The sequence below is a fragment of the Pseudomonas frederiksbergensis genome (assembly GCF_003732275.1).
In the GTDB taxonomy this organism is placed as follows: domain Bacteria; phylum Pseudomonadota; class Gammaproteobacteria; order Pseudomonadales; family Pseudomonadaceae; genus Aquipseudomonas; species Aquipseudomonas frederiksbergensis_H.
The window spans coordinates 123,849-142,483 of record NZ_MOBM01000042.1; the positions used below are offsets into that span (position 1 = coordinate 123,849).

The window sequence follows — 18,635 nt, forward strand, 5'->3', positions numbered from 1 at the left end:
ACGTTCCACGAAACGGTTGAACGAGGTGCCCAATGCACCAAACTCGTCTTGCCCGTGAATGGTCAGACGCTTGGTCAGGTCCCCTTCACCCTCGGCGATGTCATGCATGGCGCGGCCCATGGTCAGCAGCGGTTGCATCAGCACGCGGATCAGCATGCTCAGCAGCGCGATGATGATGACCACGGCGATGACCATGGCGATGATCGCCGAGGTGCGGAATTCGCTGAGCATCGAGAACGCGGTGTCTTTGTCCAGGACCAGCGCCACATACCAATCCGCCGACGGCACACCGTTGACGTGAGTGAAAGAGATGAACCGGGTTTTGCCATCCAGTTCGACTTCTTTCAGGCCCGGGCTGATTTTCGGCGCGCCGTTGGGGTAGGCGTCGGCCAGGTTCTTGAGCACCAGTTTGCTGTCCGGGTGGATCAGGATTTTGCCGTCGGCGCTGACGATAAACGCATGGCCATGACCGCCGAAATTCAGCAAGTTGATGATTGCGCTGACGCTGGACAGATCAATGTCTGCGCCCGCGACGCCAATCATTTGATTCTGATGCTTCACTGGCGTGGCAACGGTAATCACCAGTTTTCCCGACGATGCCGCAATGTAGGGTTCGGTGACGATGGTCTGTTGCGCGTTGTTGGCTGCCTTGTACCAGCCACGGGCGCGCGGGTCGTAGTCTGCGGCGCGGTTGCCGGCCGGGACCGAGAACATCACGCCATCGGTGCCGCCGAAGTAGCTCAGCTGGAAGTTGCTGGTATAGGCCGGCAGGTCGATGGCGCGCTTGAGGTTGGCCTGGGCGCTGCCGTCCACGGCGATCTGCTGGGACAGCGATTGCAGCAATTGGATGCGGCTTTCCAGCCAGGTCTGGATGTTGCTGGTGGTCAGGCTGCCGAGTTCCTGCATCGAAGACTCGGTACTGCTGCGCAGGGTCTGCCGCTGGCGGTAATCGTTGAACAGAATGAAACAGGCGAATGCAACGGCCACCACGAGGGCGGCGGCCAACAGGATTTTGTGGCTGAACTTCATATTTCTGGTCATTAAATGAGCTACCGCGAAGGGCTGGTCAACAAGGGGTGTCGATTTGCCACAGTGGAAGGCTTTGCGCTGCTTCTATGTCGACTGGCAAGCGCCGAAGATTAGGCGGCCTGGGGGAAAACCGACGAAATACTCAACGGCGCGAAAAAGTGGGCTGATTTATCGTCAAAAGGCTGACGGCGACCAAACAAATAGCCGAATGCTCAGGGAACCAGACAGGAGTTTTCTCTTCTAAGCTTCAGCTTGGCAGCCATGCCATTCCCTTCGCCCCAGGAGTTACACCATGTCGCTGCGATCTATCGCCTTGCTCTCGTTCTGCGTGTTGTTGGCAGCGTGCGGCAAGATCAATCAGGAAAATTACTCGAAGCTGTCGACCGGCATGCCCAAGGCCGAGGTTGAAACCTTGCTGGGCAAACCGACCGATTGCTCGGGCGCGCTTGGCATGTCCAGTTGCACCTGGGGCGACAAAAACAGCTTTATCAGCGTGCAGTATGCCGGTGACAAAGTGCTGATGTTTTCTGGCCAAGGCCTGAAGTAAACCGGGGCTATTCGCCCACGGGAGAAAAAAATAATGAAGCGGTTACTGATTGTTCTTTTTGCCGGCCTGGTATTGGCCGGCTGCGCCACTTCTAGCGTAGATCCGTTGGCACCCAAGACTGTCAATACGGTCAACCTCAAGCGCTACCAGGGAACCTGGTACGAACTGGCGCGTCTGCCGGTGTATTTCCAGCGCAACTGCGCGCAATCCGAAGCCCATTACAGCCTCAAGCCTGAAGGTGACATGGCGGTGCTGAACCGCTGTCTGACGTCGGACTGGCAATGGGAAGAGGCCAAAGGCACGGCTTATCCACAGGTGCCCGGCAAGGCCGACAAGCTGTGGGTCGAGTTCGATACCTGGTTCTCGCGACTGATACCTGGTGTGGCGAAGGGAGAGTACTGGGTGTTGTACGTCAGCGATGATTACAAGACCGCGATCGTCGGCGACCCGAGCCGCCGTCACCTCTGGCTGCTGTCACGGACCCCGACGGTCAATGGTGTAGTGCGCGAAGAACTGCTGAGCAAGGCGCGTCAGCAGGGTTATGACACGACGCGGCTGATCTGGCGCACGTCGGACACCAAGATGGCCAAGACTTCGAACTGATTGCCAACGAAGATTAAATGTGGGAGCGGGCTTGCTCGCGAAAGCGGTCTGTCAGTCAACAATTGTGTTGAAGATGACGGCCCCTTCGCGAGCAAGTCGAATCGTCGCACCGCCGCTCCCACATTTTTTTGTGTCAGCCCAAGAGATCGCGCAGAACCTGGGTAAACGCCCGATTACTCTCTTCTTCCCCTGCATGCCGCCCGTCACGCACGACCCACTGGCCGTTGACCAGCACATCCCGTACCTGGCGATCACCACCGGCAAACAGCCAACGATTGAGAATCCCGTCGCCACTGGCCGTCGCCAGGTACGGATCGTTGCCATCGAGTACCAACCAATCCGCACGCTTGCCGACTTCCAGGGCGCCAATCGGCTGCCCCAGCGCCTGGGCGCCGCCATCCAGCGCGGCGTCGTAGAGTGTGCGGCCGACCATCGGCTGATCCGCGCCATACAAACGATTACGCCGCTGATCGCGCAGACGCTGGCCGTATTCCAGCCAGCGCAATTCTTCCACCACGCTTAACGACACATGGCTATCGGAACCGATGCCCATGCGCCCGCCCTGCGCCAGGAAGTCCACCGCTGGAAAAATCCCGTCGCCGAGGTTGGCTTCGGTAGTCAGGCACAGGCCGGCGATGGCGCGGCTCTTGGCCATGAGCGTGACTTCTTCCGGGTTGGCGTGGGTCGCGTGGACCAGGCACCAGCGCTGATCGACTTCGGTGTTTTCGTACAGCCATTGCAGCGGACGGCGACCGCTCCAGTTCAGGCAGTCATCGACTTCCTTCCGCTGTTCGGCAATGTGAATGTGTACCGGGCACTGCTTGTCGCTGGCCGCCAGCACTTCACTGATCTGCTGCGGGGTGACCGCGCGCAACGAGTGGAAACACAAACCCAGTGCCTGCGCCGGTTGCTGCGCCAGGATCGGCTGCAAGCGCGACTGAAGTTTCAGGTAGTTTTCGGTGCTGTTGATAAAGCGGCGCTGACCTTCGTTCGGGGTCTGGCCGCCGAAACCGGAGTGGCTATAGAGCACCGGCAACAGGGTCAAACCGATACCGGCGGAACTGGCCGCCTGGCTGATGCGCAGTGCCAGTTCGGCCGGGTCTGCGTACGGTTGGCCGCTTGTGTCGTGGTGTACGTAATGAAACTCCGCGACCGAGGTGTAACCGGCCTTGAGCATTTCGATGTACAGCTGACGGGCAATGACGCCAAGTTGGTCCGGGCTGATTTTTCCGACGAGCCGGTACATCAAATCGCGCCAGGTCCAGAAACTGTCGTTCGGATTACCCGCCACTTCCGCCAACCCGGCCATGGCCCGCTGGAAGGCGTGGGAGTGTAAATTCGGCATTCCCGGCAGTAGCGGACCGCTCAGCCGTTCGGCGTCATCTGCGTGAGAATCGGCCTGGATATGGGTCAGTACGCCATCGGCGCTGACCTCAAGACGTACATTGTTGGCCCATCCACTAGGCAGCAGCGCGCGTTCGGCAAAGAAGGCGGACATGGTTCAGCACCCCATCGTGTGTTATTTGTATATACATATACAGACGTTTGCCTGCTCGGTAAACTCCGGCAAGCTAGCAACCTCTAACAAATGAACAAGGATTAATCGTGCCGACTCCCTCTGCCACATTGCCGCCGAATGCCAATCTGAGCGCCAATCTGGGCGACAGTCCGGCGCCCTTGTACGCCCGCGTGAAACAGATGATCACCCAGCAGATCGACAGTGGAAACTGGCCGCCGCACTACCGCGTTCCGTCGGAAAGCGAGTTGGTCAGCCAGCTGGGTTTCAGCCGCATGACTATCAACCGCGCACTGCGCGAGATGACCGCCGACGGCTTGCTGGTGCGCATGCAGGGTGTCGGTACGTTCGTCGCCGAGCCGAAAAGTCAGTCTGCCTTGTTTGAAGTACACAACATCGCCGACGAGATCGCCTCCCGTGGCCATCGTCACACCTGCAAGGTGATCACCCTCGAAGAAGAGGCCGCCGGTTCCGAACGGGCCGTGGCCCTGGACATGCGCGAAGGCCAGAAAGTTTTCCACTCGTTGATCGTGCATTTCGAAAACGATATTCCGGTGCAAATCGAAGATCGTTTCGTCAACGCGCTGGTGGCGCCGGACTACCTCAAGCAAGACTTCACCCTGCAAACGCCTTACGCCTATCTGAATCAGGTCGCACCGTTGACCGAAGGCGAGCACGTGGTCGAAGCGATTCTCGCCGAGCCGTCCGAATGCAAGTTGCTGCAGATTGAGAAGGGCGAACCTTGCCTGCTGATTCGTCGCCGCACCTGGTCCGGCCGTCAGCCTGTGACCGCCGCCCGTTTGATCCACCCCGGTTCCCGTCATCGTCTGGAAGGACGGTTCCATAAATAAAGAGCCATAAATGAGCCAGTTGAAAGTGTTACGCGCGGCCGATTACCCGCGCATGCCGTGGAAAAACGGCGGTGGCAGTACCGAGGAAATCACCCGCGATACCGGTGTGGGTCTTGATGGTTTTGGCTGGCGCCTGTCGATTGCCGACATCGGTGAGTCGGGCGGGTTTTCCACCTTTGCCGGCTATGAGCGGGTGATCACCGTGCTGCAAGGCGAGGGCATGACCTTGCGCGTCGACGGTCAGGACACGCGGTCGTTGTTACCGCTGGCCCCGTTTGCTTTCAGTGGCGAGAGTCATGTGTCCTGCACATTGCTCGGCGGCCCGATTCGCGATTTCAACCTGATTTATGCGCCGGACCGTTACCGCGCGCGGTTGCAGTGGCTGGAGGGCGAGCAGCGGTTTTTCAGTTCGGCCGGCACCGTGCTGGTGTTCAGCGTGGCTGAACAGCTTGAAGTGACGGTGGGTAACAGCGCCTCTCAGCTTGGGCGCCATGATTGTCTGCAACTGGACGGTAACGTTGGCCTGCTGGATATCTCCATCAAGGGTCAGTGCTGTGTGATCGAGCTGATCGCACGCTGATTCAAAATCCTCAAAAGATCGCAGCCTTCGGCAGCTCCTACATTGCTCATGTTCGCCGCAAATATTGTGGATGGACATTGAATCTGTAGGAGCTGCCGAAGGCTGCGATCTTTTGCTTTTCAGCGTTTCCCATTGCGCACCACTTTGTTACCGAACGCCCCAGCGTGGTGCAAAACCACGTTCAAGTAACAGCTGTCCTTCCCCGCGGAAATCCCCCAAAAAAATTTCATCTTCCTCAAGGCCCTTGATCTACAGCCTTTCCAGCCCTTTCAAAAGTTTTCTTGAACACTCATCCAGCAAGTTGGCCGCTTGATTGCATATGCTTGTATGTACAAGTAAAGACGTATGCGTATGAGTCGATTCGAGACTCCTCGCAGCGTCCACTGATTCGCTTGTGTCGCTTTGACGCGCACAGGCTGGCTTGCCCACTGCCAGGGCTGGTTTGAATTGATCGCTGAGGAGTCTTTTTCGTGACTGACAATACCCAGAAACCTACTACCGCCTCTTTTACAAAGTACCGTGATGTTGAAATACGTGCGCAGCGCGGGAACAAGCTGACCGCCAAAAGCTGGCTGACTGAAGCGCCGCTGCGCATGCTGATGAACAACCTCGACCCGGAAGTCGCCGAGAACCCTAAAGAACTGGTGGTTTACGGTGGTATCGGTCGTGCGGCACGTAACTGGGAATGCTACGACAAGATCGTCGAAAGCCTGACCAACCTGAACGACGACGAGACCCTGCTGGTGCAATCCGGCAAGCCGGTTGGCGTGTTCAAGACCCACAGCAACGCCCCACGCGTGCTGATCGCCAACTCCAACCTGGTACCGCACTGGGCGAGCTGGGAACACTTCAACGAACTCGACGCCAAAGGCCTGGCCATGTATGGCCAGATGACCGCTGGCAGCTGGATCTACATCGGCAGCCAGGGCATCGTCCAGGGCACCTACGAAACCTTCGTCGAAGCCGGTCGCCAACACTATAACGATGACCTGAAAGGTCGTTGGGTCCTGACCGCAGGCCTCGGCGGCATGGGCGGCGCGCAACCATTGGCCGCAACCCTGGCCGGCGCTTGCTCGCTGAACATCGAATGCCAGCAGGTCAGCATCGATTTCCGCCTGAACAGCCGCTATGTCGATGAGCAAGCCACCGACCTCGACGACGCGCTGGCCCGCATTGCCAAATACACCAAAGAAGGCAAAGCGATTTCCATCGCCCTGCTGGGTAACGCCGCTGAAATTCTGCCTGAACTGGTCAAGCGCGGTGTGCGCCCGGACATGGTCACCGACCAGACCAGCGCCCACGACCCGCTCAACGGTTACCTGCCAGCCGGCTGGACCTGGGAAGAGTACCGCGCTCGCGCCAAGACCGAGCCTGCCGCTGTGGTCAAAGCCGCCAAGCAATCGATGGCTGTGCACGTTAAAGCGATGCTCGAATTCCAGAAGATGGGCATTCCGACCTTCGACTACGGCAACAACATCCGTCAGATGGCTCAGGAAGAAGGTGTCGAGAACGCTTTCGACTTCCCGGGTTTCGTACCCGCTTACATCCGTCCGCTGTTCTGCCGTGGTATCGGCCCGTTCCGTTGGGCTGCGCTGTCGGGCGATCCGCAAGACATTTACAAGACCGACGCCAAAGTAAAAGAACTGATTCCGGACGACGCCCACCTGCACAACTGGCTGGACATGGCGCGCGAGCGCATCAGCTTCCAGGGTCTGCCGGCACGTATCTGCTGGGTTGGCCTGGGCCTGCGCGCCAAGCTCGGTCTGGCCTTCAACGAAATGGTACGCAGCGGTGAATTGTCCGCACCAATCGTGATCGGTCGCGACCACCTGGACTCCGGCTCGGTATCGAGCCCGAACCGCGAAACCGAATCGATGCAGGACGGTTCCGACGCCGTGTCCGACTGGCCACTGCTCAACGCTCTGCTCAACACCGCGAGCGGCGCGACCTGGGTTTCCCTGCACCACGGCGGCGGCGTCGGCATGGGCTTCTCTCAGCACTCGGGCATGGTGATTGTCTGCGACGGTACTGACGAAGCGGCCGAGCGTATCGCTCGCGTACTGCACAACGACCCGGCCACCGGTGTCATGCGTCACGCCGATGCGGGTTACCAGATCGCGATCGACTGCGCCAAGGAGCAGGGCCTGAACCTGCCGATGATTACCGGCAAGTAATGCTTGCCCTGTAGGAGCTGCCGAAGGCTGCGATCTTTTGGCGTCGTCACTGACGCCGGAGATCAAGATCAAAAGATCGCAGCCTCGTTTCACTCGACAGCTCCTACACAGCTCCTACAGAGAAACAACCAACACCGAATAACAATCCACAGAGGTTGAACAATGGCTGTTAATGACGATCGTGCAGGCAGTAAACCGTTGATCGAGAAACGTTCGATCGACTACATCCCGGAAGCGGAAAGACACGGTCGTCTGTTGAGCCAGTTCACCCTGTGGATGGGTGCCAACCTGCAAATTACCGCGATTGTTACCGGGGCCCTGGCCGTGGTGCTGGGCGGTGACGTGTTTTGGTCGTTGATCGGTCTGTTGATCGGTCAATTGCTCGGCGGTGGCGTAATGGCGCTGCATGCGGCGCAAGGGCCCAAGCTTGGCCTGCCGCAGATGATCTCCAGCCGGGTACAGTTCGGCGTGTATGGCGCGGCCATCCCGATCGTGCTGGTGTGCCTGATGTACCTGGGCTTCACCGCAACGGGCACCGTGCTTTCCGGCCAGGCGCTGGGCCAGTTGTTTGGCGTCAGCGACAGCGTCGGTATCCTCATCTTCGCCAGTGTCATCGTGCTGGTCACGGTGCTCGGGTATCGGGTGATTCATTTCATTGGCCGTGTCGCCAGCGTCATTGGCGTGATTGCCTTCGTTTACCTGTTCAGTCGCCTGATGAGCCAGACTGACGTTGGCGCACTCCTGCAAATCCGCCACTTCAGCTGGACCAGCTTTCTGCTCGCGGTGTCGCTCGCGGCGTCCTGGCAGATCGCCTTCGGCCCCTACGTGGCTGACTACTCACGCTACCTGCCGAGCAGCACGTCTTCGGTGAAAACCTTTTTCGCCGCCGGCGCCGGTTCGGTTATCGGTGCACAGGTGGCGATGATCCTCGGCGTGCTTGCCGCCGCCTCGGCCAACGGGCAGTTCGCCGGCCACGAAGTGGCCTACATCGTAGGTCTGGGCGGTACCGGTGCCACCGCTGCGCTGCTGTACTTCAGCATCGCGTTCGGCAAGGTCACCATCTCTACGCTGAACTCCTACGGCAGCTTCATGTGCATTGCGACCGTTATCAGCGGTTTCCGTGGTGACCTGCGGGTAACGCGCTTGCAGCGTCTGGTCTTCGTGCTGGTCATCGTCGGCACTGCGACCCTGATCGCGTTGCTCGGTCAGCACTCGTTCCTCGGTGCGTTCAAGTCCTTCATCCTGTTTTTGCTGGCTTTTTTCACGCCATGGAGCGCGATCAACCTGGTGGACTACTACTGCATCACTCGCGAGCGCTATGACGTGCCGGCGCTGGCCGATCCGAACGGTCGCTACGGCCGCTGGAACCCCCTGGGTATCAGCGTCTATGTCTTCGGTGTGCTGGTGCAACTGCCGTTCATCTCTACCAAGTTCTACACCGGTCCGCTGGTGGACGCTCTGGGTGGTGTGGATATTTCCTGGATCATCGGTCTGGTGCTTCCCGCAGGCCTGTATTACGTGTGCGCGAAAAAATGGCACAGCGCAGTACCCGATCACCTGATTCTGCCAGTCGAGCAGGACAGCGATGCAGCACCTATAAAAAGCGGGGCCGGTCGCGCTGCGGCGCAGGCCTGACTGGACGTGGACAGGGCTGGATGCCTCTTGACTGCCGTAAGCCAACTCATGATTAGGAGCGTCACTACAATGAAATCGAACAAGACCCTGCTGACCACATTGCTTTCCATGGGCCTGCTGGCCAGCGCCGGCGCCACTCAGGCGGCTGGTTGGTGCGAATCGGGCAAACCGGTGAAGTTCGCCGGCCTGAACTGGGAAAGCGCCATGCTGCTGACCGACGTGCTGCAAGTCGTGTTGGAGAAAGGCTATGACTGCAAGACCGACAGCCTGCCGGGCAACTCCATCACCATGGAAAACGCCCTGAGCAGCAACGATATTCAAATCTTCGCCGAAGAGTGGGTTGGTCGTAGCGAAGTCTGGAACAAGGCCGAGAAGGCCGGCAAAGTTGTCGGTGTCGGCGCGCCTGTCGTGGGTGCTGTCGAAGGCTGGTACGTGCCGCGTTACGTGATCGAAGGCGACGCCAAGCGCAAGCTTGAGCCGAAAGCCCCGGACCTGAAAGCGATTGCCGATCTGGGCAAATACGCTGCCGTGTTCAAGGATCAGGAAGAGCCATCCAAGGGCCGTTTCTATAACTGCCCGGCCGGCTGGACCTGTGAGCTGGACAACAGCGAAATGCTCAAAAGCTACGGCCTGGAAAGCACCTACACCAACTTCCGTCCGGGCACCGGTCCGGCACTCGATGCCGCGGTGTTGTCGAGCTACAAGCGTGGCGAGCCGATCCTGTTCTACTACTGGTCGCCAACCCCGCTGATGGGCCAGGTTGACCTGGTGAAACTCGAAGAGAAACCAGGCGTGAACAAGGAAGTGACCATCAAGGTCGGCCTGTCCAAGACCTTCCACGAGCAAGCCCCGGAACTGGTGGCCGTGCTGGAAAAGGTCAACCTGCCGATCGACCTGCTGAATCAGAACCTCGGGCGCATGGCCAAAGAGCGGATCGAGTCGCCAAAACTGGCCAAGATCTTCCTGAAGGAACATCCTGAAGTCTGGCACGCGTGGGTGAGCGAAGACGCAGCCAAAAAGATCGACGCGGCCTTGTAGGTTGAGTCTCTCCGACTGCCGGCAACGGCAGTCGGATGCTTGATCGCAACCCCTTGATTGAGAGTCTTTTTATGTTTCCCGAAAGCTTTACCTTTTCCATCGCCGACTGGGTCAACAGTTGGGTCGATTCGCTGGTCACCAACTACGGCGATGTGTTCCGCAGCATCTCCGACACCCTGTTGTGGGCCATCGTCAATCTCGAAGGGCTGCTGCGTGCGGCGCCCTGGTGGCTGATGCTGGCGATCGTGGCAGGCGTTGCCTGGCACGCGACCCGCAAAGTCGTGACCACGTCGGTCATCGTCGGTCTGCTGTTCCTGGTGGGTGCGGTCGGCCTCTGGGACAAACTGATGCAGACTCTTGCGCTGATGATGGTGGCGACGGTCATCTCGGTATTGATCGGCATTCCACTGGGCATTCTCTCGGCGCGCAGCAATCGCCTGCGTTCGGTACTGATGCCGCTGCTGGACATCATGCAGACCATGCCGAGTTTCGTGTACCTGATCCCGGTGCTGATGCTGTTTGGCCTGGGCAAGGTTCCGGCGATTTTCGCCACGGTGATCTACGCCGCGCCGCCGCTGATCCGCCTGACCGATCTGGGTATTCGCCAGGTCGACGGTGAAGTGATGGAAGCGATCAACGCCTTCGGCGCCAATCGCTGGCAACAGCTGTTTGGCGTGCAACTGCCGCTGGCCCTGCCGAGCATCATGGCCGGGATCAACCAGACCACCATGATGGCCCTGTCGATGGTGGTAATCGCCTCGATGATCGGTGCCCGTGGCTTGGGTGAAGATGTGTTGGTGGGGATTCAGACCCTCAACGTCGGACGTGGTCTTGAGGCCGGTCTGGCGATCGTGATTCTGGCAGTGGTCATCGACCGCATTACTCAGGCGTATGGTCGGCCACGGCATGAGGTGAGCAAATGAGCAACGAAGCCATCAGCAAGATCGAAGTCAAAAACGTCTTCAAGATTTTCGGCAGCCGCTCCAAGGATGCGCTGGGCATGATTGGCCAGGGCAAGACCAAAGATCAGGTATTGGCCGAAACCGGCTGCGTGGTCGGCGTGAACGACCTGTCGCTGAGCATCGGCACCGGCGAGATCTTCGTGATCATGGGCCTGTCGGGTTCCGGCAAGTCGACCCTGGTGCGCCACTTCAATCGCCTGATCGACCCCACCAGCGGCGCGATCCTGGTGGACGGCGTGGACATCCTGCAATACGACATGGAAGCCCTGCGCGAATTTCGCCGGCACAAGATCAGCATGGTGTTCCAGAGCTTCGGCCTGCTGCCGCACAAGACGGTGCTGGATAACGTCGCCTACGGCCTGAAAGTGCGTGGCGAGAGCAAGCAGATGTGTGCCGAGCGCGCGCTGCACTGGATCAACACCGTGGGCCTCAAGGGCTACGAAAACAAATACCCGCATCAGCTTTCGGGCGGTATGCGCCAGCGTGTGGGCCTGGCTCGCGCCCTGGCGGCTGACACCGACATCATCTTGATGGACGAAGCCTTCAGCGCCCTTGACCCACTGATCCGCGCCGAAATGCAGGACCAGTTGCTGGAACTGCAAAAGACCCTGCACAAGACCATCGTCTTTATCACCCACGACCTCGACGAGGCCGTGCGCATCGGCAACCGCATCGCGATCCTCAAGGATGGCCGCCTGATTCAGGTCGGCACGCCACGAGAGATCCTGCATTCACCGGCGGATGAGTATGTGGACCGGTTTGTACAGCGGCGGGCGGCGGTGGTTTAAGAGATTTGCGGTGTTTGTGCTGGCCTCTTCGCGAGCAAGCCCGCTCCCACATTGGATTGTTGGTGTATTAAAAATTTGTGTTCGACACAGATCCAGTGTGGGAGCGGGCTTGCTCGCGAAGGCGGCGGTGAAGCTGCATCAAATATTCAAGTTGTACGCACGAGGTCAAAGATGTCCCAGGCTGAAAAAATCGTTATCGCCGACGCCCCGTTGCGCTGGCAGGATGTGGTCGCAGTCGCTCGTCACGGCGCACAGCTCGAGCTGTCGCCCCAGATCTGGGCGCGGATCGAGAACGCCCAGGCGATCGTCCAGCGCATCGTCGCCAGCGGCGAGCGTGCCTACGGCGTTAACACCGGCCTGGGCGCCTTGTGCAACGTCTCGCTTAAAGGCGAACAACTCAGCCAACTGTCGCGCAACACCTTGCTCAGTCACGCCTGTGGCGTCGGCGCGCCATTGGCCGACGAACAGACCCGCGCAATCATCTGCGCCGCTATTCGCAACTATAGCCATGGCAAATCCGGCATTCATCGCCGCGTGGTCGAAGGCCTGTTGGCACTGCTCAATCGCGGTATCACTCCGCAAGTGCCATCCCAGGGCTCGGTGGGCTACCTGACCCACATGGCCCATATCGGAATCACGCTGCTGGGTGTCGGCAATGTCAGCTATCGCGGGCAGATCGTTTCCGCGCAGCAAGCCCTGGCCGAAGAAGGTCTGCAACCGGTTCAGCTCGGCGCCAAAGATGGCCTGTGCCTGGTCAACGGCACGCCGTGCATGACCGGTCTCAGCTGTCTGGCAATTGCCGATGCGACGCGTCTGGTGCAGTGGGCCGATGTGATCGGTGCCATGAGCTTCGAAGCCCAGCGCGGTCAGATCGCCGCGTTTGATGCTGAGATCATTGCGCTCAAGCCTCACCCAGGCATGCAGCAAGTCGGCATCAACCTGCGGGCGTTGCTCGATGGCAGTGAAGTGATTGCCAGCAGCAAGGGCATTCGTACTCAGGATGCATTGAGCATCCGCTCGATCCCGCAGGTCCACGGCGCCGCTCGCGATCAGCTTGAGCACGCGAAAAAGCAGATCGAAACCGAACTCAACTCTGTCACCGACAACCCGATGCTGATGGGCACGCCGGACAACTTCCGGGTGGTGTCCCAGGCCAACCCGCACGGCCAGTCAGTGGCATTGGCGGCGGATTTGCTGGCGATTGCCATGGCCGAAATCGGCTCCATCGCCGAGCGTCGCCTGGACCGCTTGATCAACCCGCACGTCAGCGGTTTGCCAGCATTCCTGGTGGCCAATCCGGGGGTTAACTCCGGGATGATGATCGTCCAGTACGTTGCCGCTTCCCTGTGTGCGGAAAATCGTCAACTGGCGCAACCGGCGGTGCTCGACAACTACGTCACCTCGGGCCTGCAGGAAGATCACCTGAGCCTGGGCACCAACGCGGCGCTGAAGCTGCATCGCGCGCTGGAAAACTGCACGCAGATCCTCGCCATTGAATATTTGCTGGCATCCCAGGCGTTTGAATTCCTCAAAGAGCAGCGTTTTGGCGCTGGCACTGATACCGCGTGGCGTCTGCTGCGTGAGCGAGTCCCGGCCTACGACCAGGACCGCTGGCTGGCACCGGACATTGCTGCCGCTGCCAGTGTTTTGAAAGACCCGATTTTGTTGCACAAGGCTTTACCGAACCTGAACTGATTTCTACAAACACCAGCGTGCCAAGGCGCGGCTCCCCAAAAGGGTGACGCGACGGACAACGGACATCTCCGGAGCGTCTGGTGAGTTAATAACAAACTCTCAAAAGGAGCACAAAATGACTGCGCTTAACCTGATTCCCGGCCAACTGAGCCTTGCCCAACTGCGTGATGTTTATCAGCAACCGGTCAAAATCACCCTCGACAACAGTGCCTCGAGCCAGATCGAAGCCAGCGTTGCCTGCGTGGAACAGATCCTCGCCGAGAACCGCACTGCTTACGGCATCAACACCGGTTTCGGCCTGCTGGCTTCGACCCGTATCGCCAGCGAAGACCTGGAAAACCTCCAGCGCTCGCTGGTGCTGTCCCACGCCGCCGGTGTCGGCGAGCCGATCAGCGACGCGCTGGTTCGACTGGTCATGGTGCTCAAGGTCAACAGCCTGAGCCGTGGTTTTTCCGGCATTCGTCGCGTAGTGATCGACGCACTGATCGCCCTGATCAACGCCGAGGTTTACCCGCACATTCCGTTGAAAGGCTCGGTCGGTGCTTCCGGCGACCTGGCGCCGTTGGCCCACATGTCTCTCGTGCTGTTGGGCGAAGGCAAGGCTCGCTACAAGGGCGAGTGGATGGAAGCCACTGAAGCACTGAAAGTCGCTGGCCTGACGCCGCTGACCCTCGCTGCGAAAGAAGGCCTGGCGCTGCTCAACGGCACTCAGGTGTCTACCGCTTATGCATTGCGTGGTTTGTTCGAAGGCGAAGACCTGTTTGCTGGTGCCCTGGCCATTGGTGGTATGACTGTTGAAGCCGTGCTGGGCTCGCGCTCGCCATTCGACGCGCGCATTCATGCGGCTCGTGGCCAGAAAGGCCAGATCGACGCCGCTGCGGCTTACCGCGACCTTCTGGGCGAGCGCAGCGAAGTGTCCGACTCACACCAGAACTGCGAAAAGGTCCAGGACCCGTACTCCCTGCGCTGCCAGCCGCAAGTCATGGGCGCCTGCCTGACCCAGTTCCGTCAGGCCGCCGAAGTGCTCGCCATCGAAGCCAACGCCGTCTCGGACAACCCGCTGGTGTTCGCCGCTGAAGGCGACGTGATCTCCGGCGGTAACTTCCACGCCGAGCCGGTGGCCATGGCCGCCGACAACATGGCCTTGGCCATCGCTGAAATCGGCTCCCTGAGCGAACGCCGTATCTCGCTGATGATGGACAAGCACATGTCGCAACTGCCGCCATTCCTGGTGGCCAACGGCGGCGTCAACTCCGGCTTCATGATCGCCCAGGTGACCGCAGCGGCATTGGCCAGCGAAAACAAGGCGCTGTCTCATCCGCACTCGGTGGACAGTCTGCCGACGTCGGCCAACCAGGAAGACCATGTGTCCATGGCTCCGGCGGCGGGCAAGCGTCTGTGGGAAATGGCGGAAAACACGCGTGGTGTTCTGGCAGTGGAATGGCTGGCGGCGGCTCAGGGTCTCGACCTGCGTGAAGGTCTGAAAACCTCGGCCAAACTGGAAAAGGTCCGGGCGATTTTGCGGGCTGAAGTGCCGTTTTATGAGAAGGACCGTTTCTTTGCGCCGGACATCAATGCGGCAAGTGAGTTGTTGGCGACGCGTTGCCTGAATGAGCTGGTTACAGCGAAGTTGCTGCCTAGCCTGTAATGGCCTCTTCGCGAGCAAGCCCGCTCCCACAGTGGATCTCCAGTGTTTACACAACCCCTGTGGGAGCGAGCCTGCTCGCGATACGATTTTGAGTCGAATAAGAATAATTAAGGACGAGAAATGCAACAGCCAGCAAAAGGTTTGAAACGCGGGCTCTCTGCCCGACATATTCGCTTCATGGCGCTGGGGTCGGCTATCGGCACCGGGCTGTTCTACGGTTCTGCCTCGGCCATTCAAATGGCCGGGCCTGCGGTATTGCTCGCTTACCTGATCGGTGGCGCGGCGGTGTTCATGGTCATGCGCGCCCTCGGCGAGATGGCGGTGCACAACCCGGTGGCCGGCTCTTTCGGCCATTACGCCAGCACCTATCTGGGGCCGATGGCAGGCTTCATCCTCGGTTGGACCTATGCGTTCGAAATGGTCATCGTCGGTATGGCCGACGTCACTGCGTTCGGTATTTATATGGGCTTCTGGTTTCCGGAAGTCGCTCGCTGGATTTGGGTACTCGGCATCGTTTCGGTGGTCGGCGGCTTGAACCTGTGCAATGTCAAAGTCTTCGGTGAAATGGAATTCTGGTTGTCGTTGCTCAAGGTCGCGGCCATCGTTGCGATGATCCTGGGTGGCTTCGGCATCATGCTGTTCGGTATCAGCACCGCGCCCGGCGCCCAGGCGACCGACATCAGCAACCTCTGGAGCCATGGCGGCTTCATGCCCAACGGCGTGGGTGGCCTGATCGCTTCGTTTGCCGTGGTGATGTTTGCTTTTGGCGGCATTGAAATCATCGGCGTAACGGCTGGTGAAGCCAAAGACCCTCAGCGCGTGCTGCCCCGGGCGATCAATGCCGTACCGTTGCGTATCCTGCTGTTCTACGTGCTGACGATGTTTGTGCTGATGTCGATCTTTCCTTGGCAGCAGATTGGCAGCCAGGGCAGTCCATTCGTGCAGATCTTCGACAACCTCGGGATCAGTTCGGCGGCGACCATCCTCAATATTGTGGTGATCTCGGCGGCGGTGTCGGCCATCAACAGTGACATCTTCGGCGCTGGCCGGATGATGTACGGGTTGGCTCAGCAAGGGCACGCACCCAAAGGCTTCGCCCGCCTGTCGGTCAATGGTGTGCCATGGATGACCGTGGTGGTGATGAGTGCCGCGCTGCTGCTGGGCGTGCTGCTGAACTACCTGATTCCGGAAAACGTGTTTCTGTTGATCGCCTCCATCGCAACCTTCGCCACGGTGTGGGTCTGGCTGATGATTCTGTTCACCCAGGTGGCGATGCGTCGTTCCATGAACGCCGAGCAGGTCGCACAACTGAAATTCCCGGTGCCGTTCTGGCCTTATGCGCCGATGGCGGCGATTGCGTTCATGCTGTTCATTTTCGGCGTGCTGGGCTATTTCCCGGATACCCAGGCGGCTCTGATCGTCGGCGTGGTCTGGATTGTATTGCTGGTGCTGGCGTACCTGACGTGGGTGAAACCGGCGGCAGGGAAGGCAGTACTGGTGGAGCAGGAACCTTCTTTTTCTCATCGATAACCTAACGGAGGCCACGGATGAAAACTCTCTGGCAACACTGCCACGTCGCAACCATGGCGCAAGGCGTCTACTCGATCATCGAGGACGCGGCCATCGTGACGTCAGGTGCGCACATTGAGTGGATCGGCCCACGCGCTGAACTGCCGTCGGGCGAGTACCCGGCAGTCAATGATCTTAAAGGGGCCTGGGTGACTCCGGGCCTGATCGACTGCCACACCCATACGGTGTTCGGCGGTAACCGCAGCGGTGAATTCGAGCAACGCCTGCAAGGTGTCAGCTATGCGGAAATTGCCGCGGCCGGCGGTGGCATTGCCAGCACCGTGCGTGCCACTCGCTTAGCCTCCGAAGACGAGCTGTTCGCCAGCGCCGCCAAGCGCCTGAAGAGCCTGATGCGCGACGGCGTGACCACGGTCGAGATGAAGTCCGGCTACGGCCTGGACCTGGTCAGCGAACGCAAAATCCTGCGGGTGATCCGCCGTCTCGGCGCCGAATTGCCGGTCAGCGTGCGCAGCACTTGCCTTGCCGCCCATGCCTTGCCGCCGGAATACGCGGATCGCGCTGACGCTTACATCGATCACATCTGCAGCGAAATGCTCCCGGCCCTGGCGGCCGAAGGGCTGGTGGATGCGGTGGACGCTTTCTGCGAGTACCTGGCATTTTCGCCGGAACAGGTCGAACGGGTTTTCGTCGCTGCGCAGAACCTCGGCTTGCCGGTGAAACTGCATGCCGAGCAATTGTCGTCGCTGCACGGTTCGAGCCTGGCGGCGCGTTACCACGCGTTGTCCGCCGATCATCTGGAATTCATGACCGAAGACGACGCCATCGCCATGGCCAAGTCCGGCACCGTCGCGGTATTGCTGCCCGGCGCGTTCTACTTTCTGCGGGAAACCCAATTGCCACCGATGGAGGCATTGCGCAAACACGGCGTAAAAATCGCCATCGCCAGCGACCTCAACCCGGGCACTTCGCCGGCGCTGTCGTTGCGCTTGATGCTGAATATGGCCTGCACCTGTTTCCGCATGACCCCGGAAGAGGCCCTGGCTGGCGCAACGATTCATGCCGCCACCGCGCTGGGCATGGCTGAGACTCACGGTTCGCTGGAAGCCGGCAAAGTCGCAGACTTCGTCGCCTGGCAGATTGATCGACCGGCCGACCTGTCGTACTGGCTGGGCGGCGACCTGGAAAAACGCGTCGTGCGTCACGGCGTCGAAACGAGCGTTTAGGAGAGCAGTTGTGGATAAGGTTCTGAACTTCAAACAAGGCCGCGTGCCGCTGCTGATCAGCATGCCCCACGCGGGCCTGCGCCTGACCCCAGTGGTCGAAGCGGGATTGATTGCCGACGCGAAAAGCCTGCCGGACACCGACTGGCACATCCCAAGGCTTTACGAATTCGCCGCCGAGCTGGGCGCCAGTACCCTGGCGGCCGAGTACTCGCGGTTTGTCATCGACCTGAACCGGCCGTCCGACGACAAGCCTTTGTATGTCGGCGCCACCACCGGTCTGTACCCGGCGACGCTGTTCGACGGTATTCCGTTGTTCCGCGAAGGGCTGGAGCCATCGGCTGCAGAGCGGGCGACTTATCTGGAGCACATCTGGACGCCGTACCACCGGACCTTGCAGGAAGAACTGGCGCGGCTGAAAGCCGAGTTCGGCTACGCACTGCTATTCGATGCGCACTCGATCCGCTCGATAATCCCGCACCTGTTCGACGGCAAGCTGCCGGACTTCAACCTCGGCACCTTCAACGGCGCCAGTTGCGATCCACAATTGGCCAGCCAACTGGAAGCCATCTGCGCACGGCATGGCGATTACAGCCATGTGCTGAACGGTCGCTTCAAGGGCGGGCATATCACCCGGCATTACGGCAACCCGGCCGAGAACATCCATGCCGTGCAACTGGAGTTGGGTCAGTGTACGTACATGGAAGAGTTCGAGCCGTTCCGCTATCGCCCGGACCTGGCGGCACCGACGCAAGTGGTGCTCAGGGAGTTGCTGAAAGGGCTGCTGGCGTGGGGCGAAAAGCACTACAGCGCATAACC

At 59.7% G+C, this 18,635-nt stretch carries 15 protein-coding genes and 1 pseudogene; 14 read left to right on the forward strand and 2 right to left on the reverse strand.

All coding sequences use genetic code 11. The annotated features are described in order from the left end of the window. Positions 1-6 precede the first annotated feature (6 nt). A pseudogene (locus BK662_RS35960) lies at positions 7-1,041 on the reverse strand (HAMP domain-containing protein); the annotation flags it as partial. A gap of 280 nt (positions 1,042-1,321) precedes the next feature. Here BK662_RS35960 and BK662_RS33550 point away from each other — a divergent pair. Next, the gene (locus BK662_RS33550) at positions 1,322-1,576 is read left to right on the forward strand and encodes a hypothetical protein (RefSeq protein ID WP_007907841.1); all 255 of its coding nucleotides are present in this window, start codon (positions 1,322-1,324) and stop codon (positions 1,574-1,576) included. Positions 1,577-1,609: 33 nt separating this feature from the next. Then, positions 1,610-2,179, forward strand: coding sequence for a lipocalin family protein (locus BK662_RS33555; protein WP_123361136.1), 570 nt, complete (start codon positions 1,610-1,612; stop codon positions 2,177-2,179). A gap of 133 nt (positions 2,180-2,312) precedes the next feature. Here the strand turns inward: BK662_RS33555 and BK662_RS33565 are convergent, their stop codons facing one another. Further along, positions 2,313-3,677, reverse strand: a complete 1,365-nt coding sequence (locus tag BK662_RS33565) for a formimidoylglutamate deiminase (protein WP_123361137.1) — start codon at positions 3,675-3,677, stop codon at positions 2,313-2,315. 200 nt (positions 3,678-3,877) lie between these two features. Here BK662_RS33565 and hutC point away from each other — a divergent pair, with 200 nt between their 5' ends. From hutC to hutG, 12 genes are all read left to right on the forward strand, one after another. After that, on the forward strand, positions 3,878-4,546 hold the full coding sequence (gene hutC / locus BK662_RS33570) for a histidine utilization transcriptional repressor HutC (RefSeq protein WP_238542634.1): 669 nt from the start codon (positions 3,878-3,880) through the stop codon (positions 4,544-4,546). Between the two features lie 10 nt (positions 4,547-4,556). Next, positions 4,557-5,126: a HutD/Ves family protein gene (locus BK662_RS33575; protein ID WP_123361138.1), complete on the forward strand. Its 570-nt coding sequence runs from the start codon at positions 4,557-4,559 to the stop codon at positions 5,124-5,126. A gap of 470 nt (positions 5,127-5,596) precedes the next feature. After that, the gene (gene hutU, locus BK662_RS33580; RefSeq protein ID WP_123361139.1) at positions 5,597-7,300 is read left to right on the forward strand and encodes a urocanate hydratase; all 1,704 of its coding nucleotides are present in this window, start codon (positions 5,597-5,599) and stop codon (positions 7,298-7,300) included. Positions 7,301-7,462: 162 nt separating this feature from the next. After that, a complete protein-coding gene (locus BK662_RS33585; protein ID WP_123361140.1) occupies positions 7,463-8,935 on the forward strand; it encodes a purine-cytosine permease family protein in 1,473 nt (490 codons plus the stop codon). 69 nt (positions 8,936-9,004) lie between these two features. Then, on the forward strand, positions 9,005-9,973 hold the full coding sequence (locus BK662_RS33590; protein ID WP_123361141.1) for an ABC transporter substrate-binding protein: 969 nt from the start codon (positions 9,005-9,007) through the stop codon (positions 9,971-9,973). A 71-nt stretch (positions 9,974-10,044) separates the two neighbouring features. After that, positions 10,045-10,896: an ABC transporter permease gene (locus tag BK662_RS33595; protein WP_030129253.1), complete on the forward strand. Its 852-nt coding sequence runs from the start codon at positions 10,045-10,047 to the stop codon at positions 10,894-10,896. After that, positions 10,893-11,723 carry a quaternary amine ABC transporter ATP-binding protein gene (locus tag BK662_RS33600; RefSeq protein ID WP_051414811.1) on the forward strand — a complete coding sequence of 277 codons (831 nt, stop codon included), beginning with the start codon at positions 10,893-10,895 and terminating at the stop codon, positions 11,721-11,723. The genes BK662_RS33595 and BK662_RS33600 overlap by 4 nt, the downstream gene beginning before the upstream one ends. 171 nt (positions 11,724-11,894) lie before the next feature. Further along, positions 11,895-13,418 (forward strand): histidine ammonia-lyase, encoded by a 1,524-nt coding sequence (gene hutH / locus BK662_RS33605; RefSeq protein ID WP_123361142.1) that lies wholly within the window; start codon positions 11,895-11,897, stop codon positions 13,416-13,418. Positions 13,419-13,533: 115 nt separating this feature from the next. Beyond that, the gene (gene hutH / locus BK662_RS33610) at positions 13,534-15,066 is read left to right on the forward strand and encodes a histidine ammonia-lyase (protein ID WP_123361143.1); all 1,533 of its coding nucleotides are present in this window, start codon (positions 13,534-13,536) and stop codon (positions 15,064-15,066) included. Between the two features lie 120 nt (positions 15,067-15,186). After that, entirely contained in the window at positions 15,187-16,596 is a 1,410-nt protein-coding gene (hutT, locus tag BK662_RS33615) for an L-histidine transporter HutT (protein ID WP_123361144.1), read from the forward strand. A gap of 17 nt (positions 16,597-16,613) precedes the next feature. Continuing rightward, positions 16,614-17,819 carry an imidazolonepropionase gene (gene hutI, locus BK662_RS33620; RefSeq protein WP_123361145.1) on the forward strand — a complete coding sequence of 402 codons (1,206 nt, stop codon included), beginning with the start codon at positions 16,614-16,616 and terminating at the stop codon, positions 17,817-17,819. Positions 17,820-17,829: 10 nt separating this feature from the next. Beyond that, positions 17,830-18,633: an N-formylglutamate deformylase gene (gene hutG, locus BK662_RS33625; protein WP_123361146.1), complete on the forward strand. Its 804-nt coding sequence runs from the start codon at positions 17,830-17,832 to the stop codon at positions 18,631-18,633. The last annotated feature ends 2 nt before the right edge of the window (positions 18,634-18,635 follow it).

Excerpts from the sequence above, each read along its gene's own strand:
- BK662_RS33550 (WP_007907841.1), top strand. The coding sequence starts at position 1,322 with ATGTCGCTGCGATCTATCGCCTTGCTCTCGTTCTGCGTGTTGTTGGCA.
- BK662_RS33555 (WP_123361136.1), top strand. The coding sequence starts at position 1,610 with ATGAAGCGGTTACTGATTGTTCTTTTTGCCGGCCTGGTATTGGCCGGC.
- BK662_RS33565 (WP_123361137.1), bottom strand. The coding sequence starts at position 3,677 with ATGTCCGCCTTCTTTGCCGAACGCGCGCTGCTGCCTAGTGGATGGGCC.
- hutC (WP_238542634.1), top strand. The coding sequence starts at position 3,878 with ATGATCACCCAGCAGATCGACAGTGGAAACTGGCCGCCGCACTACCGC.
- BK662_RS33575 (WP_123361138.1), top strand. The coding sequence starts at position 4,557 with ATGAGCCAGTTGAAAGTGTTACGCGCGGCCGATTACCCGCGCATGCCG.
- BK662_RS33585 (WP_123361140.1), top strand. The coding sequence starts at position 7,463 with ATGGCTGTTAATGACGATCGTGCAGGCAGTAAACCGTTGATCGAGAAA.
- BK662_RS33590 (WP_123361141.1), top strand. The coding sequence starts at position 9,005 with ATGAAATCGAACAAGACCCTGCTGACCACATTGCTTTCCATGGGCCTG.
- BK662_RS33595 (WP_030129253.1), top strand. The coding sequence starts at position 10,045 with ATGTTTCCCGAAAGCTTTACCTTTTCCATCGCCGACTGGGTCAACAGT.
- BK662_RS33600 (WP_051414811.1), top strand. The coding sequence starts at position 10,893 with ATGAGCAACGAAGCCATCAGCAAGATCGAAGTCAAAAACGTCTTCAAG.
- hutH (WP_123361142.1), top strand. The coding sequence starts at position 11,895 with ATGTCCCAGGCTGAAAAAATCGTTATCGCCGACGCCCCGTTGCGCTGG.
- hutH (WP_123361143.1), top strand. The coding sequence starts at position 13,534 with ATGACTGCGCTTAACCTGATTCCCGGCCAACTGAGCCTTGCCCAACTG.
- hutT (WP_123361144.1), top strand. The coding sequence starts at position 15,187 with ATGCAACAGCCAGCAAAAGGTTTGAAACGCGGGCTCTCTGCCCGACAT.
- hutI (WP_123361145.1), top strand. The coding sequence starts at position 16,614 with ATGAAAACTCTCTGGCAACACTGCCACGTCGCAACCATGGCGCAAGGC.